This is a genomic window from Nostoc sp. MS1, from assembly GCF_019976755.1.
Taxonomy (GTDB): Bacteria; Cyanobacteriota; Cyanobacteriia; order Cyanobacteriales; family Nostocaceae; genus Trichormus.
The window spans coordinates 2509612-2527133 of the sequence record NZ_AP023441.1; the positions used below are offsets into that span (position 1 = coordinate 2509612).

10 protein-coding genes are annotated in these 17522 nt (G+C 41.4%); 5 read left to right on the forward strand and 5 right to left on the reverse strand.

The genetic code is table 11. The features are described from left to right. The first annotated feature begins 51 nt into the window (after window positions 1-51). A complete protein-coding gene (locus NSMS1_RS10880) occupies window positions 52-3867 on the forward strand; it encodes a tetratricopeptide repeat protein (RefSeq protein ID WP_224093116.1) in 3816 nt (1271 codons plus the stop codon). Between the two features lie 652 nt (window positions 3868-4519). Here the strand turns inward: NSMS1_RS10880 and NSMS1_RS10885 are convergent. Then, complete coding sequence (locus tag NSMS1_RS10885; protein ID WP_224093117.1) at window positions 4520-4819, reverse strand: DUF3288 family protein; 300 nt, start codon at window positions 4817-4819, stop codon at window positions 4520-4522. 234 nt (window positions 4820-5053) lie between these two features. On the opposite strand from NSMS1_RS10885, the gene NSMS1_RS10890 reads away from it, so the two are divergent. Beyond that, a complete protein-coding gene (locus NSMS1_RS10890; protein WP_224095196.1) occupies window positions 5054-7504 on the forward strand; it encodes an ATP-dependent Clp protease ATP-binding subunit in 2451 nt (816 codons plus the stop codon). Between the two features lie 143 nt (window positions 7505-7647). Here NSMS1_RS10890 and NSMS1_RS10895 read toward each other — a convergent pair whose 3' ends face one another. Further along, window positions 7648-8271 carry a Uma2 family endonuclease gene (locus NSMS1_RS10895; RefSeq protein WP_224093118.1) on the reverse strand — a complete coding sequence of 208 codons (624 nt, stop codon included), beginning with the start codon at window positions 8269-8271 and terminating at the stop codon, window positions 7648-7650. 246 nt (window positions 8272-8517) lie between these two features. Here NSMS1_RS10895 and NSMS1_RS10900 point away from each other — a divergent pair, with 246 nt between their 5' ends. From NSMS1_RS10900 to NSMS1_RS10910, 3 genes are all read left to right on the forward strand, one after another. After that, on the forward strand, window positions 8518-10302 hold the full coding sequence (locus tag NSMS1_RS10900; protein WP_224093119.1) for a peptidoglycan-binding protein: 1785 nt from the start codon (window positions 8518-8520) through the stop codon (window positions 10300-10302). Between the two features lie 369 nt (window positions 10303-10671). After that, window positions 10672-11469: an ergothioneine biosynthesis protein EgtC gene (egtC, locus tag NSMS1_RS10905; protein ID WP_224093120.1), complete on the forward strand. Its 798-nt coding sequence runs from the start codon at window positions 10672-10674 to the stop codon at window positions 11467-11469. Between the two features lie 299 nt (window positions 11470-11768). Further along, the gene (locus tag NSMS1_RS10910) at window positions 11769-12320 is read left to right on the forward strand and encodes an alternative oxidase (protein WP_224093122.1); all 552 of its coding nucleotides are present in this window, start codon (window positions 11769-11771) and stop codon (window positions 12318-12320) included. Window positions 12321-12402: 82 nt separating this feature from the next. Here NSMS1_RS10910 and NSMS1_RS10915 read toward each other — a convergent pair whose 3' ends face one another. From NSMS1_RS10915 to NSMS1_RS10925, 3 genes are all read right to left on the reverse strand, one after another. After that, entirely contained in the window at window positions 12403-14616 is a 2214-nt protein-coding gene (locus NSMS1_RS10915) for a dynamin family protein (protein WP_224093123.1), read from the reverse strand. Between the two features lie 113 nt (window positions 14617-14729). After that, complete coding sequence (locus tag NSMS1_RS10920; RefSeq protein ID WP_224093124.1) at window positions 14730-16811, reverse strand: dynamin family protein; 2082 nt, start codon at window positions 16809-16811, stop codon at window positions 14730-14732. A 17-nt stretch (window positions 16812-16828) separates the two neighbouring features. Continuing rightward, window positions 16829-17146, reverse strand: coding sequence for a DUF3040 domain-containing protein (locus tag NSMS1_RS10925; protein ID WP_224093125.1), 318 nt, complete (start codon window positions 17144-17146; stop codon window positions 16829-16831). Between the last annotated feature and the right edge of the window lie 376 nt (window positions 17147-17522).

The following is a 17522-nucleotide window of genomic DNA, read 5'->3' on the forward strand; positions in this document are numbered from 1 at the left end:
GAGTTGTGAGTGTTATAGTTGATTGGATTACTGAGTTTTAGGACTTAGAACGTGCGCTCGCTTCACATCGACCTCAAGCTAGTTGCTGAGAATTACGTAGAGTTACGCTACTTTATTGATAATCCTAATGAGTATCAGCCCCGAAGGCTCTCGTTGTCAGAAATCGCTGACTTGATTAAGTTAGCCGAGCGAGATTACTATGTTTCGGCTTTTGCAGAGGATTATACAGTAACAGGGCGGCGGTTGTATCAGTGGTTGGATGGGAGCGATCGCAACTTACAACCCCTACTAGACAAATATCGGCGAGAGGGGATTGTATTAGCAATTTCCGCAACTGAAAAACTAGCACATCTACCTTGGGAAGTGCTGCACGATGGCGTAGGTTTTTTGGTGCAGCGTGGGGTGGTTCCTGTGCGGTGGGTGGCGGATAGCAGCGTGAGAAAGTTGACTATTGACGGGGGGGAACCGGAAAACCGCGCTTTGCAAGTCTTGTTTATGGCTACTTCGCCGTTGAATGTGTCACCTGTGCTGGATTTTGAAGGTGAGGAAGCGCAGATTCTTGCAGCGACGGCGCGACAACCTTTAACTTTGACAGTGGAAGAAAGCGGGTGTTTGTCGGAGTTGGGTAATTTAGTTAAGAGTTACGACAAAGATTATTTTGATGTATTACACCTGACTGGTCATGCTACCTTGCAAGATGGACAACCCCGGTTTATTACAGAAACGCCTACAGGTGAAGCTGAGTATGCCAGTGCGGAAGATATCTCCCAAGAGTTACAATTCCGACTACCGAAGCTGATTTTTCTCTCTGGTTGTCACACAGGACAAGCAGGAAAGGCTGGTTCTGTCCCTTCAATGGCGGAAGAATTATTGAAAGCTGGTGCAAAAGCGGTGTTGGGTTGGGGTCAAGCCGTTTTAGAAACGGATGCTACAGAAGCCGCCGCTACATTATACGGGGAATTGTCAGCCGGGAAGCAAATCACCGAGGCGGTTGCTAGTACCTACCAAACATTAATTAAGAATAAAGCGCGGGATTGGCATTTATTGCGGCTGTATGCAGCAGGGGAGTTACCCAGTGCTTTAGTTACACCCTTGCGGACTCGTGGACGGAAACCAGCACCACCGCTTTCTGTTGCTACCGAGTTTTTAGACCCGGCTGGTAAAGTCAAAGTCCCGACGCGGGAGAGTTTTGTTGGTCGTCGCCGTCAGTTGCAAAATTGTTTGCGGGTGCTGACACAAGCAAGTGATGAAGTTGGGTTGTTAATTTATGGGATGGGGGGTTTAGGTAAAAGTAGTTTAGCGGCTAGGCTGTGCGACAGACTGCCGAATTTTGAGCGTGTGGTCTGGGTGGGGAGAATTGATGAAGGTAGTTTAGTGAGTCGTTTGAGTGAAAAGTTGGATGACAACGAACAACGCAAAAGCTTACAAAATTACGATGAAGAATTGAAGTTTCGGCTGCGGCGAGTTTTCCAGCAGTTGCATGAAGAAGCAAAGCCGTTTTTATTAGTGCTGGATGATTTTGAGTGGAATTTAGAACCTCGTAATGATAGCTATGTGCTGCAACCGGAAGCAGTAGAGGTGTTAAAAGCTTTAGTTTGGACAATTAGAGAAAATTACACTTCCCACCGCATCATTATTACTTGCCGTTACGATTTTGCATTTACCCAGTTGCAGTATTTCTACAAGCAACCATTAGATGCACTGCATGGGGCAGATTTGCGAAAAAAGTTTAATCGCCTCAAAGCTTTTAGTGATGAATCACAGGTGGATGAGGCGTTAAAATCCCAGGCGCAAAACTTAGCAGATGGAAATCCCCGCTTGCTGGAATGGTTGGATAAGATTCTGCAAAATACAACAGTTGACCAAGCAGCAATTTTAAATCGGTTAGCAGCAGACCCGGTGGAGTTGCGAGAACAGGTTTTAGCTGAGGCGTTGCTGCAACAGATGGATAAAACCATGCGGGAGATGTTATCGCGGGGTTTGGTGTTTGAGTTGCCAGTACCAAGGGAAGCTTTCGCCGCAGTTTGTAAGAATATTGCCAGTTTGGAAGATTCTATTAATCGGGCAGTGGCGTTGGGGCTGTTGGAAGTAAGTCATGATGAAGCGTTACGAGTACCGCACATTTTGCCTGTGCAGTTACCCGAAGATAGGGAAACTTTGCATAAAGAAGCTGCTGAGGTGTTGTATCGTCTTTGGCGGCAGGAGACGCAAATCACAACTGAAGAACAAGCCTTAGAAATTCATCGGCTAGCGCTAGGAGGAAAGGTAGACAACATCGCTGTAGAAGTTACTACAGCTCTAGCAACTAGATGGTATCAGAATAGCCGATTTTGGGAAGCGGTTGTAGTTTCCCAAGGCACTTTAGAAATTATTGCAAATTATCGTGTTCTCTATGAATTAGCTAAATCTGAACAAGAACTTGGTTTAATTGAACAAGCATTTGAACACTATCAACAAGTTCTGGCCCTTTGCCCTCCAGAAGACAAAATGCAAAAAGCGGTAACTTTGCACTATTTGGGAAGACTCAAAGCCAATACAGGAGAAATAGAAGAAGCGATCGCCTTATATGAACAATCCCTTGCCCTTACAGAACAATTCGGCAATATCCAAGGTAAAGCGGCAACATTAGACCAATTAGGGATACTTAAAGCCAATACAGGAGAAATAGAAGAAGCGATCGCCCTATATCAACAATCCCTTGCCCTTACAGAACAAATTGGCGATGTTCAAGGTCAGGCGGCAACACTGAACAACTTGGGATATCTCAAAGCTAAGAGGGGAGAAATAGAAGAAGCGATCGCTTTATATGAACAATCCTTTTTCTTCTCAAAACAAATTGGCAATATTCAAGGTCAGGCGGTAACTTTGAACCAACTGGGGCTTCTCAAAGTCAATAGCGGAGAAATAAACGCAGCACTTACCCTTTTTGAACAATCCCTTGCTTTAAATGAACAAATCGGGTATGTCCAAGGTCAGGCAACGACGTTGATCAACTTAGGATATCTCAAAGAGGCTTGTGGAGAAATCAACCTAGCGATCGCCCTTCTTGAACAAGCCCTTGCTTTAAATGAACAAATCGGAGATGTTCAAGGCAAAGCGACAACGTTAAACAACTTGGCAATGCTCAAAGCTAATACAGGAAAAATAGAAGAAGCGATTGCCCTTTGTGAACAGTCTCTTGCTCTCTATGAACAAATCGGCAATGTCCAAAGCCAGACGGTGACGTTGCAAAACTTGGGAATGCTCAAAGCTAATACAGGAAAAATAGAAGAAGCAATCGCCTTATATGAACAATCCCTTGCTCTAAGTAAACAAATCGGTGATATCCAAGCCCAGGTGGTAACGTTGAAATATTTGTTAATGCTCAAAGCTAATACAGGAAAAATAGAAGAAGCGATCGCCATTTGTGAACAGTCTCTTGCCCTCAGCGAACAAATCGGCGATGTCCAAAGTCAGGCGGGGATGTTGCAATGTTTGGGAGCATTCAAAGCCAACGTCGGAGAAATAGAAGCAGCGATCGCCCTATATCAACAATCCCTGGCTCTGGATGAACAAATCGGCGATGTCCAAGGCAAGGCAACGACGTTGCACCAATTGGGAATACTCAAAGCCGATAGGGGAGAAATAGAAGAAGCGATCGCCCTTTTTCACCAATCCCTGGCTCTCAAGGAACAAATCGGCAATGTCCAAGGCAAGGCTATGACTTTGTGGTGGTTAGGAGGCATGGCAGAACAGCAGGGAAATTACAATCAAGCACTAGATTATTTACAGCCAGCCTTGGAGATATTACAGCGTATCCAATCACCTGATGCTGAGGCAGTGAGGCAAATAGTAGAGCGAGTCAGAAATTTAATTCGTAATTCGTAATTTGTGATTCTTTGCCCTACTTCCTACTCTAATCCAAGTAACTATCTTTGACGGCAACACAGTATTAATACTGGTGAATGAGTCTTTGATACTCGTGAGCGAGTCTTTGATACTGGCGCGTGAGTGTTTAATACTGGTGAGCGAGTCTTTGATACTCGTGAGCGAGTCTTTGATACTGGCGTGTGAGTGTTTGATACTCGTGAGCGAGTCTTTGATACTGGAGCGTGAGTGTTTGATACTCGTGAATGAGTTTTTGATACTCGTGAGCGAGTCTTTGATACTGGCGCGTGAGTGTTTAATACTCGTGAGCGAGTCTTTGATACTGGCGCGTGAGTGTTTAATACTCGTGAGCGAGTCTTTGATTCTCCTAAAAGGATGCTTAAAAACTCTTATGCTTGGTAGCAAAACGTTTTAGATCCCCCTAAATCCCCCTTAAAAAGGGAGACTTTGATTTAATTTCCCCTCTTTTTAAGCTACCGTGTAGACAAAAGTCGAATTACCCCCCTTAATCCCCCCTTGTAAAGGGGGGAAACTAGAAATTCAATTCCCTCCCCTTTCCAAGGGGAGGGTTAGGGAGGGGTAAAACAAGATTTATCAACTACTTTTAGACTTGTGTGTACACCGTAGCCTTAAAAATTACGAATTACACTAACTAATTCCAATCCTGCTCCTCCCGTTTCCCCCGACTCTTATAAATCCCCCCTACCTGATGTATTTGTCGGGTTTTCTCGAATAATTCCGGTTCGGTTAACCCCCATTGTTGCAAAACTTTATCTAAGTCCTGTTGTATATCTCTCGCGCCTGGGAAGCCTTGATAGCGGATTCTTAACCGAGCTAATTCGGCTAAATCCTGGTCTGAAGGGGCTTGAGTTTGTAGAATATTATTTATGAGGGGGCGATCGCGGTTGTAAAGTGGGTGTTGTTGGTCTTTAGAGCCGTTTTTCTCAGCCATAGTTCATTCCTTTAGATAGAGTGTAAATTCAGTCAGAGTCTAGAGTCCAGGGTCTTGCCAACGCGCCATAATTAATCATGACGGCAACTACACCTGAGCCAATACGGCTCTCACCACTGTCGCTCAATATCAGACAAAGATACATTGTCTTTAAGAAAGTACAAAAAACTTTATTCACAGGGTGGATTTATTAAGTCGCCCAAAGTCCAAGCAGCAAGGGAGCAAGAACCCGCTATGTTTGAACACTTCACTTCCGAAGCCATCAAAGTCATTATGCTCGCTCAGGAGGAAGCACGTCGCCTGGGACACAACTTCGTAGGAACAGAACAGATTCTCCTGGGTTTGATGGGAGAAGGAACTGGGGTTGCTGCCAAAGTGCTGACTGAGTTGGGTGTCACTCTCAAAGACGCTCGACGCGAGGTAGAAAAAATTATTGGTAGAGGTTCTGGCTTCGTACCGCCAGAAATTCCCTTTACCCCAAAGGTTAAAAGCCTCTTCGAGCAGTCGTTTAGAGAAGCTCATAATCTCGGAAATAACTACATCAACACAGAACATTTACTCTTAGGTTTAACAGAAGCTGGCGAAGGTGTCGCCGCTAAAGTTCTGCAAAATCTCGGCGTTGACCTCAAGAGTGTCCGCTCTGCTGTCATTCGTCGCTTAGGTGAAGACCCGACTGTAGTAGTGGGCGCTGGCGGTAGTAGTCCCAGACGGAACCAAGCACCAACGACAGAAGAGTTTGGCAGAAATCTTAGCAAATTAGCTAAAGAAGGTAAACTCGACCCCGTAGTCGGTCGGGAAAAAGAAATTGAACGTGCTGTGCAAATTCTCGGTCGTCGCACCAAGAATAACCCCGTGTTAATTGGTGAACCAGGGGTTGGTAAAACTGCGATCGCCGAAGGTTTAGCCCAACGCATCCTTAACCAAGATGTCCCTGACATTTTGCAAGATAAACAAGTTATCAGCCTCGATATGGGTTCACTGGTTGCGGGAACCCGCTTCCGGGGAGACTTTGAAGAACGCATCAAGAAAATTATTGATGAAGTCCGCAATGCGGGTAACATCATCCTGGTAATCGATGAAATCCACACCTTAGTAGGTGCAGGTGGTACAGAAGGCGGTTTAGATGCAGCCAATATCCTCAAACCAGCTTTAGCCAGAGGTGAGTTACAGTGCATCGGTGCTACCACATTAGATGAATATCGTCAACATATTGAACGGGATGCAGCCTTAGAACGGCGTTTCCAACCAATTATGGTAGGCGAACCATCAGTCACAGAAACCATCGAAATTCTCTATGGTTTGCGGGGAGCCTACGAGCAGCATCATAAAGTAGAAATTTCTGATGCGGCGGTAGTAGCAGCAGCCGAATTAGCTGATAGATATATTAGCGATCGCTTCCTTCCCGATAAGGCGATCGACTTGATTGATGAAGCAGGTTCTCGTGTACGTCTGCGGAACTCGCAAATCTCCACCAACAAGGAACTCAAGCGCCAATTAGCGGAAGTTACCAAATCCAAAAACGAAGCCGTTAGAGTCCAAGACTTTGACAAAGCAGGGAAACTGCGTGACCAGGAAATTGCCCTGGAAGGTGAACTACAAGCAGCCACTACAGGACAAACTCCTAAACCCGTGGTAGACGAAGAAGACATCGCGCAAATCGTCGCCTCTTGGACTGGCGTTCCCGTCAACAAGCTAACAGAATCAGAATCAGAGTTACTTCTCCACCTAGAAGACACTCTCCACGAACGGTTAATTGGTCAAGAGCAAGCAGTTACCTCTGTTTCTCGCGCCATCCGTCGCGCCAGAGTTGGGTTAAAGAGTCCTAACCGTCCTATTGCCAGCTTTATCTTCTCCGGCCCCACTGGCGTAGGTAAAACAGAACTAGCCAAAGCATTGGCGGCTTACTTCTTCGGTGCAGAAGAAGCGATGATTCGGCTAGATATGTCTGAATACATGGAGAGCCACACCGTATCTAAATTGATCGGTTCACCTCCAGGTTACGTAGGCTACGACGAAGGCGGACAACTCACCGAAGCCGTGCGCCGCAAACCATACACAGTGTTGCTGTTCGACGAAATCGAAAAAGCGCACCCCGATGTATTCAATATGCTGCTGCAAATTCTGGATGACGGACACCTCACCGATGCTAAAGGTCGGAAGGTAGACTTCAAGAACACCTTGATTATCCTTACCTCTAACATTGGTTCTAAGGTAATTGAAAAAGGTGGCGGTGGTTTAGGCTTTGAATTTGACAATCAAGCCGAAGCTAGTTACAACCGCATCCGTAACTTAGTTAACGAAGAACTGAAGAATTACTTCCGTCCTGAGTTCCTCAACCGACTCGATGAAGTTATCGTCTTCACTCAACTATCTAAGGATGAAGTCAAGCAAATCGCCGATATCATGTTACGCGATGTCGCCAGCCGCTTGACCGAGAAGGGAATTACCTTAGAAGTTACCGAAGCCTTCAAGGAACTGGTAGTCACAGAAGGTTATAACCCCAGCTACGGCGCTAGACCATTACGTCGTGCAATTATGCGCCTGTTAGAAGATTCCTTAGCAGAAGCGATGCTAGGTGGGCAAATCGGTGAGGGAGATGTAGCCACTGTTGATGTTAACGATGATGGTCAAGTATACATCCGCTCCTCAGAAAGCAAAGAGTTACTCTTGGCAAGCGTTAGCTAAATCAGTTATCAGTTATCAACTTTTTAGCTAAATTAAACCCTGGTAGAAATACCGGGGTATTTTTTTAGTTCGTAGTCAAGACTTTAGGTTTTTTAGTTCGCGGAGCGTCTTGCAGAGAGGACTAAAGTCCTCACTACAAACTTTTAATAAGCAATTGCAGCTTGAAAAATTTGTTCAGCAGTTAGATTTAACTCTGGGAAAGTTGATGATTTGATGCGATCGCCATTTTGGAATTGCTTAACTTGATATTCCCCCTCAACTAAGGAATAAATCGAGATAGTTGGTTGTTTAGGATTACCAATAAATTTTCTCCCACCCAAAGCCGCATAATCGACAATCCAGTATTCTGGGATGCCAATAGCTTCATACTGACCAAGTTTAGTAAAATAATCATCTCGCCAGTTTGTACTGACAACCTCTATTACCAATGGGATTGATGAGGCTTGAGAAACAGTTGATTTATTTCTCCACAATGGTTCGTTAGCTAAATTAGAACGATTCAACAGCATTACATCAGGCAAAAAGGCATATTCACCTTCCGTTGACTGTACAAATCCTGTTTTGGGAATGTCATAAGGCTGTCCCAGTCGGGCGCACTCTAGCAAAATTTGCTTAACTAAAAATGCAATAACTAACTCATGATCACCTGTTGGTGGGGGCATTTTAACAATTACTCCGTTATGTAGTTCATAGCGTTGCTGTGAGTTTTCTGGATACCAGTCCAGAAACTTATCAACAGTAATAGGAGTTAGTAGCGACTGAACCATCAAAACCTCCGGTGTTTTCAGCCAACAGGCTCAGATTTTTATTTAATTGTAAACCTAATACTTTGCTTGGTTTTAACACTGGGTAATTTTGAGCGATCGCGTTCCGCCCAGCATAGCTGATCGCTTTTTATGTCACTCATGCTGAAAAATACATAGATTTAGATTTTGTAAAATTTATCAGTATGTCAAATGGCATAGGTTATAATTTTTACAAAAATAATTAGAGTCTTGGTGATTCCCTAAACTATGGATACACTTGCTTATTTGCATTTAGCTGAGACTTACGGAGCATCTACCAAAGAAGTATCTTTACCGGAAATATCTTGCTCAAAGAATCATGGGGCGTTAATGCTGGCGGTTTCCTTGACTATGGGTTCTTTAAGTGGGTATCTTCCTGCTACGGCTGCTTTAAAAAAAGGTCACAGAAATGCTCAGGTGGTATCACTCCAGCAAAAATTAAAAGCTACAGGATATTTTCAACAAGCTCCTACAGGATACTATGGGCCTTTAACTGAAGCGGCTGTAAAGAGATTTCAACAAGCTCATGGTTTAAAGGCTGATGGTGTTGCTGGCCCAGCAACCTTAGCAGCATTAGAGTCTAATGTGGGTGTATCAGATTCTACTGTTGTACCTCCTCAAGCAGTGGAAACTAAGTCGGCTTTGAAAAAAGGTGATATTAGCGATCGCATCATCTCTTTGCAAGAAAAATTACAAGCCGATGGATACTATAAAGGGGAGATTACAGGCATTTTTGATGATGCAACTCAAGCAGCCGTTATCCGATTTCAGCAAGCTAATAGCTTAGTTACTGATGGTGTTGTTGGTAGACAAACATCATCTGTTTTAGAATCAAGTTCGAGGAAATTAGCTACTTCACTACCCGAAAAAACTACTCTTAAACCTTTTTTAGCTGAGGAACCTCAAAATCCGCAAAATCAGACGGAAATAGCACCTCAAGACTCTTCAAAATTTGAGGAACCGCAAAAGCCCATAAATCAGGAAGACATAACGCCTCAATCATCTACGCCTCCAGACGCTTCACAAAAGATGAGGCTGATCAAAACTATTTCTGGGCAAATTTCACCTAAATCTGTGGTGTATTCGGGTAATGGTTTATTTTTTGCCCAAAATATGATGTATAACCACACAATTACCGTGTATAACCGCGACTATGAATTAGTCAAAGTTATTCCCGATGCAGTGGATTTATCTAAATATGGGCATTCCAAGTATAAAGGTAAGTATAGAGGCTCACCAGTAGAAGCGAGTTTTTCCCATAATGGTAAGTATGCTTGGGTGTCTAATTATCAAATGTATGGGACTGGCTTTAACAACCCTGGTGATGATAAATGTAATCCATCTCAAAATACCGACAAAAGTTTCTTATATCGCATTGATACAGAAAGTTTAGAAATTGACAGAGTTATCCCTGTTGGTTCTGTACCGAAATTTGTGGCTACAACTGGTGATGGAAACCTAGTGTTAGTTAGTAACTGGTGTTCCTGGGATTTAAGTATAGTAGATACTAATGAAAATAGAGAAATCAAACGGATTCCACTAGGTCGATATCCTCGCGGAATTGCTGTTGATGCAGCTTCAGAAAATGCTTATGTTGCTGTCATGGGTTCTTACGATATTGCTAAAGTTAACTTAAAAGATTTTTCAGTACATTGGTTAAAAAATATAGGTCGTTCACCACGACATTTGAATCTTGACCCATCAGGTAAATATCTTTATGCTTCTTTAAATGGTGAAGGTAAAATTGCCAAGATTAGTTTATCTGAAGGGAGAGTAGTAGAGAAAGTAACTTCCGGTGATGCTCCTCGTAGTATGGTTTTATCTGCTGATGGTGAAGTAATTTATGTTGTGAACTATGGCGAAAATACGGTTAGTAAAATTCGTACTAATGACATGAAGATTTTACAAAAAATCAAAGTAGAACCTCATCCTATAGGCATTACTTACGATCCAAAAACTAGAGAAGTTTGGGTGGCTTGTTATTCCGGCAATATTATGGTTTTTCAAGATTAAAAAGTTTGTACTTATTGCTAGAGATCGCCTACTTTTTGTGAAACATTAAATCGAGGCGATCGCTGATGAAGACAAATAAATAAAATAGGGAAAGTTATCGCTTTCCCTTAATTACTAAATTAATGCTAAAGCTCCCATACTTAATAGCTTTTAGCCTATTTAGTTGCTTCCTCATATATTCAAGCGAATTTAGAAACAGATATGTTCAGACTAAAGTCACAAATACATTCATGACTTTAGTCACGTTTAAGCCAAATATATAAATTTAATACTCAAGTAGTAGTAATTAATAGTGGTTAAAATCGGAAAAATTATTAAGATAGAATTTGTGGCTATAATTCAATCACTATTCAATAGTTTCTGTTTTCTATGTGTAGATTAATTGGCTATCTTGGCAGCAGCATTCGATTAGATGAATTGGTATATAAAAAAGACCATTCTCTGTATGAACAAAGTTATAATTCTCTGGAATTAAAATCCGGCGTTGTATGTGCCGATGGCGTTGGTATAGGCTGGTATGATGAAGCGGCAAAATCATTTATTTACCGTAATACTATCCCACTTTGGAACGATACAAATTTGCAAGAGTTAAGCCAATATATACAATCTAATTGCATTGTAGGTTATGCAAGATTAGCAGGAATTGGCGAATCTCTGGACATTAGTAATTGTCAACCTTTCCGTAGCGGTAAACTTTTGTTTGTCCATAATGGAGAAATATCAAGTTTTCCACAGACACTTTATAGACCAATACGTGATAATCTTTCGGATTCAACATACAATTTGATTAAAGGCATGACGGATTCTGAACATATTTTTGCACTCTTAGTAGAAATGTGGCAGTCATCCCCAGACACGACTCTTGTGTCAGCTATACATAGCACGCTGCAAAAATTGACTGAGTTAGCGGAAAAATACGATACCACTTTTAGTAGCAATCTGATTGTTAGTGATGGGCAAGCGATCGCAGCCGTCCGTTATGCTTATGGTATGCAAGCACCTACTCTCTATTGGTCTTATGACAATGAAAGTCATGCAAACGGAGTGATAGTTGCATCAGAACCTTTATCTCAAGACAATTGGACAGCTTTTCCAGAAAAAAGTATTTTACTGGTTGAAGCAGATTCTCTAATGCCAAAAATTATACCTTTGGAGCTACATTCGTAGTTTTGTTTATACTCCGAAAATTGTCTTGTGTTCACTAAATCATCAATTTTTGACAAACCATATTCCTCACAAGTTCCTCAAATTTCCTGTGTATATCTATTTTATTGGTCAAAAAGAACACACAGTTAATTTTTGCTGGAGCATAACTAATGATACGTTTATTAGTTGGGATATTAGTATTTGTTATTAACACAGTTTAGCGCGATCGCCCCTATCCCCGGTTTTATGTATTGGAAACCGTAGCGCGAGTACCTTATTTCTCTTATCTGTCGGTTTTGCATTTATACGAAACCTTGTGATTGTGGCGTAAAGCTGATTGGTTAAAGGTTCACTTTGCTGAATCTTGGAATGAATTACATCACTTGTTGATTATGGAGAGTTTAGGGGGTGCGGATTCTTGGGGCGATCGCTTTTTAGCAAAAACAACTGCTTTAATATATTACTGGACTATTACTCTTCTCTATTTTGTCTCTCCCCGTTCCGCCTATAGATTTATGGAATTGGTAGAACAACACGCTTATGAAAGCTACAACAAATTTCTCACAACTTACGAAGCACAACTAAAAGCACAAGCAGCGCCGGAAGTAGCAAAACAATACTATCGGGACGGAGATTTATATATGTTTGATGAATTTCAAACATCACATTTTCCCACAGAACGCCGTCCCAAAATAGATAATCTCTATGATGTATTTGTAGCCATCCGTGATGATGAGATGGAACACGTAAAAACAATGTTAGCCTGTCAACAAACCAATGCTCAATTCTCCTTCAAGAGTCCTCACAATTTGGAAGGGAGAACAATATTAATCACAAGTGCTGAGGTAAATAGTAGGGAGGTTTTAAATTAAGAGAAATTGATAGATTAAAACTGGTAAATTAATTCTGCTGTTTGTAGTTATGCTGACAGCAGAATTTTTTATATGGATGTTATTAAAGGTTAGACAAAATATTATAAGCCTCATTAACTAAGTGCATCTTCTCTTGCGCCTGCTTTTGTAATTGTGGCTTACCAACAAATAAGTCTGGATGCCATTTTTTTACTAAATTACGATAAGCCTGTTTGACATCAGCCAAAGATGCACCTTGTGGTAATTCCAAAATCTTATAAGCAAGAGCAATTTTATTCGTTTCTGCTTGGTTTTTAGGTGGTTTAGCAGCTTGCTGACGATTCTGAGAACTAGGAGAACCCATTTTTGCTTTCATCTGCGCTATTTCCTCATCCAGTTCCCAATTACGGAACTTTGCTTCTAACTCTGCTGAGTTGGAAGAAGGCGCTTTTGGTGGTGGGGAAGTATATACTTGCTGTCGTGGTGATTCTACTTTCTTCTCAGATGTCTCCCGCGCCTGGGAAGCATTGGCGGAAGAAGGCGCTTTTGGTGGTGGGGGAGTATATACTTGCTGTCGTGGTGGGTAAGCATAAACCCGTTGCTGTTGTCGAGGAGGTGTTTGTTGAGGTTTGGGTATTTCTATATAAGGCTGATATTGAGTATTTATTTTTAGTTTTTCTAACTCATTTATTAATTGATTAAACCCCTGTTGTAATTTCTGTAATTCTTCACGCTTTTTAGTAATTTCCCGTGGTTCTTGACTAACTTTAAAACAAATTACCTTATCGGATTGGCGTTCGTATGTAGCCAAGATTGATAAACCTTGATTACTTAATTGAGAAAAATAATCTTCGGTTGCAGCGATACAAAGTTTAGCTACTTGTTGATGATAAGATTCCTGAGCGGAATCATCATCTTGTTTCTGGACATTTTTGTTTAACAAATAAGAAATACTGCCAACTACAGCCGCACCCACAGGCCCACCTAATAACCATCCGATACCACCACCTACGGCAATTGAACCAGGTTCACTCCAGACATCACTATTATCTGGCTTAGGCGGTAATGTAATACTTGGTTCGCTGGGGAAAGGAATTGATAAATCTTCTGGTCTTTCTTCTTGGAAAAATTCGTATGCTTGATAAAGCCATTTAACTACTGCTAATTGTAAATCTTGTAAGTCTTTCTTTAACTTATTTGTTTGCAAAGATTTAAAATTGTTTTCTGCCAAAGCTACGGCAGCATCAGATTGATATTTAGCAAGTAAGTTAGGTAATAATAACCAATTATATAACTCTTTCACACTAGCAGCAAAGCCACGCTCAATTAAATCTTGAGCTTTTTGTTTAATTTCTAATTTAGCATTGTGCTTATCATTAATAGACTTGATTTCATTAACAAGGGGGTCAATTTTATATTTTAATGATAACTGGATTTGAGATGCGATCGCCTCCACCCTCGGCAACCTCACACCACCCCGATTTTGTTGTAAAATACCCACAACATTTTGCAATGCTGCTTCAAAAGTTGCCAAACCGCTAGAACTCGCCGCCGCTACATCCCCTTTTAATCTGGCGCGTAAAGCTGGTAAAGCATCAACACGATATAAATTACTAAATCCTGGTGGTAACTCAGCACGGAAACTCTCAGCCACAAACCGCAAGCGATTTTGTACCTGTTGTTGTTCTTCGGGTTCTAGTAAATTAATAAAATTAGCAACAAATATAACTGTCTTAATACCCCTATCCAATAACCAATCTCGCAGGTTTTCCCGTTCTCCCAACGTCATCAACTTACGTGCATCAAGTAACTGCACCACCAAATCTGCACTTAAAAGTTGTTCCTTAACTAAATTATCCTGCTCCTCCCGGTCATTTGTTCCTGGTAAATCAACAAACTCCACCCCAGTTTCCAAGAAGGGATGAGGACAAAACACTTCCACCGATGCCACATCTTGACGCATCTGGCGATTACCATCAAGGATAGCAAACTGTTGTAAAACCTCCGTACCACTACGATAGACTTCTGTACCGTCCACCAACATAATACGCGATCGCACACTAGAACCATACTTAACCGTAATCGCCGCACCAGTAGTCGGAATCAAATCAATAGGTAAAGTCCGACTCCCCAACATGGCATTTAACAAAGTAGACTTACCATAATTAAAAGGCCCAAAAACCGCAATGCGAAAATTAGGATTAACCAAATAATCACAAACAGACATCACATCCCGATACAACTTAGATGTCTTCTCCCACCCCAACAACCCAGACGCAGACTTCAAAGCCCCAACTAAACCCTCATACTCCCCCATACTTCCCTCCCTCATCCTCCTACAAAACAGAGAGAGAAGAAACCCTCCCCTCTCTCATTAAACCTCAGCGCCCCTCCGCGCCAACCTCAGCGCCCCTCTGCGTTTAAAAAAAACTACCCATAATAAGCCAACAAACTACTATAAGCAGTCTCAATCTTCTGCAACTGTGCTATCACATCCTCCTGCAAACTCTTAAACCTCCTCAACTCACCTTCCCGATTAATTTCCCTCGTTTCCTTCTGCTTCAGCAAATTATCCAACTCAGATTTACGAGCAGTAATATCATCATTAATGCGCTTACTTACCTCACGTTCATAAGCATCAAAACATTCCTTAACCGCATCATATACAGTTTGAGATTGTTCATGGGCTACCTGCGGGAGATATTTCACCAACTCCTTCTTAGCCGTTTTAACTAACTCCTTCCGCGCCTGATCTGCTTGCAGGAAACCTACACCCAAACCTAGCAATGCAAAGCCAATAGGACCTAAAAATACCCCAGTGACGGCTGTAATTATTCCCCCAACACCTATCACAGTAAAATAGTTTAAAAGAATGTTCTTCCAATCAAAACCTGCACCAGCTAACGCCACCCCAGCGAGATTTCCGCGAGTTAAAGATAACAAACCCATTGCCCATTTTGCCCAAGCGGGAGATTTATCATCTTCTGTGGTTGTGGTAGGGTTAACTATAACCTTCTGCCCAGTAAGTTTTTCAGTTATCCTATCTGTTACTTGATTGTATGATGCACCATACTGAGAAGCACTGTAAGACAATTCTTTAAACGCCGCATTAATATCCTTCTCGGCGGTTAAACTCCATGCAGCGAATTTATCAGTCATGTATTGTTCAAAGGCTTTTTGTAGTGCAGCATTAAAAGCTTCCCTCTTACCATTACTGAGGAAATCCAACAGATTTAACTCTGGTTGATAACGTAAGAAATCACTTTCAAAAGTATTACCCAAATTTAATATATAGCTACGGAAAGATTCAGAAACTTTTCTAGCTTGATTATCTCTGGTACTAAAAATTTCCTTTTGAAATTGGTCGCGGATATTCTGAAGTTTGGTAAACTCAGGCTCAACAGAATCAATACGTTTTTTCAACTCATCAACATCGTGATCTAGTAAGGGTAGCCTTCTCCCAATAGCTTCACGGGTGTGGTTGACGGCTTGTCTGGCTAAAGTTCTTACTTGTCTTAGTTCTGCGATCGCCCTTTCTCTGGTAAGAAATATATTTAGACTAGCCATAAACTCAGAAAAGCCAGTTCCAGATAAGTCAGCTTGGGGATTTTTCAACCGCCGCCGTAATGCTTGAATTGATGACAACTCAAACACCCGCTCATCATAAATATCATGACCATCTACATAACAATATTCTGATAAATTGGCTTTAAATACTTGGCGTAATCTATCTTCCGCCGCTTGTAACTCTTCTACATCATCAGGATCAATTAAGGATTCCTTTACCTGATCCCACGCATTGATTAAGAAGAAAACCGATAAACCTCTACCTTTAATATAATTTTCTAAATAGCGACGCTCACCCAAAGTACAAGGTTGGGAAGCTCTCATGACAAATAGAATAGCATGACAATTATTCACATATCCCAAGGATAATTCATTGCGTGCTTCCGTGTCATTTAACCCAGGACTATCAACAATTTCAATTCCTTTTTCTAGTAAACTTAAAGGATATTCTACCACTGCATAATCAACATCAGGGAAAGCTTGTTTTTTCTCTTGCTCTAACTTTTTCGCTTCGGCAGGGTCAATTGTATATTTATATTTAAAACTTTGAAAATCTAGAACTAGTGGGCTTTTGCCATCATTAAAATGAATTGTAACTTTTTTCTCTGGGCCGTAACGCAATACTGTTAAGACTGCCGTACAGGGGTTAACATCACTAGGTAATAAGTTCTCCCCAATCAAAGCATTAAGGAAGGTACTTTTACCCCGCTTCATGTCGCCTAATACCAGCAGCCGAAAGACACCATTCTTGAGGTTTTTACTAGCGACTGAAATATCTTCTAAATCTCTTTCTAAACTCAGCTTACCTGATGATGTATCTCCAACAAATTCAGCTTGACTAATTGTCTGGCATAATTGTTGTAGAGATACAGCAATTTCCGAACGTACTTGAGCTACACGTTCCAAATCTTGAATAAATTTATCAGTTGCTACTTGATTAACCACAATAGTTACACCTTAAATTAAGATTTTTTTCGAGACACAAAAAATAGTTGATAAGATACCCATCCCAGAACAGCAACAATAATGAACCCAGCTAAAACTGAAGCGACTCTTACCGCAACTAACGCCGCTACACCCAAAGCAAACAACTTTCCACCCAGAACCACTTTTTTCATCCAAGGTTTTTCTTCTGGCTGATGCTTCACAGTCTTATGGAAAGGAACATCACTATTAGTCATTTGCTGTTCCATTTCCCGCAGCCGCAATTCTACTTCTTTCTCACGCAGCCTACGTTCCCGTTGCTCAATTTCTTGATTGCGATCGCTTGGAGATGTCATTGATACCCACCCAGGCTAGGATGTTAATAGTAATATTGGCACTTATGGTATAATGTATATTAACTTACATATATTTTAAGCAGCCACAGTAAAAATACTATTTGTCAGTAGTCAGTAGTCAAAATGTCTATAATATTTGTAAGGTGGGTAATCTCCAGCCTACGTTTAGTTAAATCAAAAACAACTGACAACTGGCTAAGTAACAATAGATTCCACAAACTACGCTCGTTTTTCGGAAATATTGAATAAATAAAATAACAGACGCATCAGCTATTACACTTTTATATTGCATAGTCGCTTATCAAGTTCATTGACTACTGACAGTTAGTTAACTGTCAACAGCTAACCGTCAACAAAGACACGCGATAGCTTAACT

What these genes read in the sequence shown, in the direction of transcription:
- NSMS1_RS10885 (WP_224093117.1), bottom strand. Translation starts at nt 4,819, where the DNA reads ATGGCTGAGAAAAACGGCTCTAAAGACCAACAACACCCACTTTACAAC.
- NSMS1_RS10890 (WP_224095196.1), top strand. Translation starts at nt 5,054, where the DNA reads ATGTTTGAACACTTCACTTCCGAAGCCATCAAAGTCATTATGCTCGCT.
- NSMS1_RS10895 (WP_224093118.1), bottom strand. Translation starts at nt 8,271, where the DNA reads ATGGTTCAGTCGCTACTAACTCCTATTACTGTTGATAAGTTTCTGGAC.
- NSMS1_RS10900 (WP_224093119.1), top strand. Translation starts at nt 8,518, where the DNA reads ATGGATACACTTGCTTATTTGCATTTAGCTGAGACTTACGGAGCATCT.
- egtC (WP_224093120.1), top strand. Translation starts at nt 10,672, where the DNA reads ATGTGTAGATTAATTGGCTATCTTGGCAGCAGCATTCGATTAGATGAA.
- NSMS1_RS10915 (WP_224093123.1), bottom strand. Translation starts at nt 14,616, where the DNA reads ATGGGGGAGTATGAGGGTTTAGTTGGGGCTTTGAAGTCTGCGTCTGGG.
- NSMS1_RS10925 (WP_224093125.1), bottom strand. Translation starts at nt 17,146, where the DNA reads ATGACATCTCCAAGCGATCGCAATCAAGAAATTGAGCAACGGGAACGT.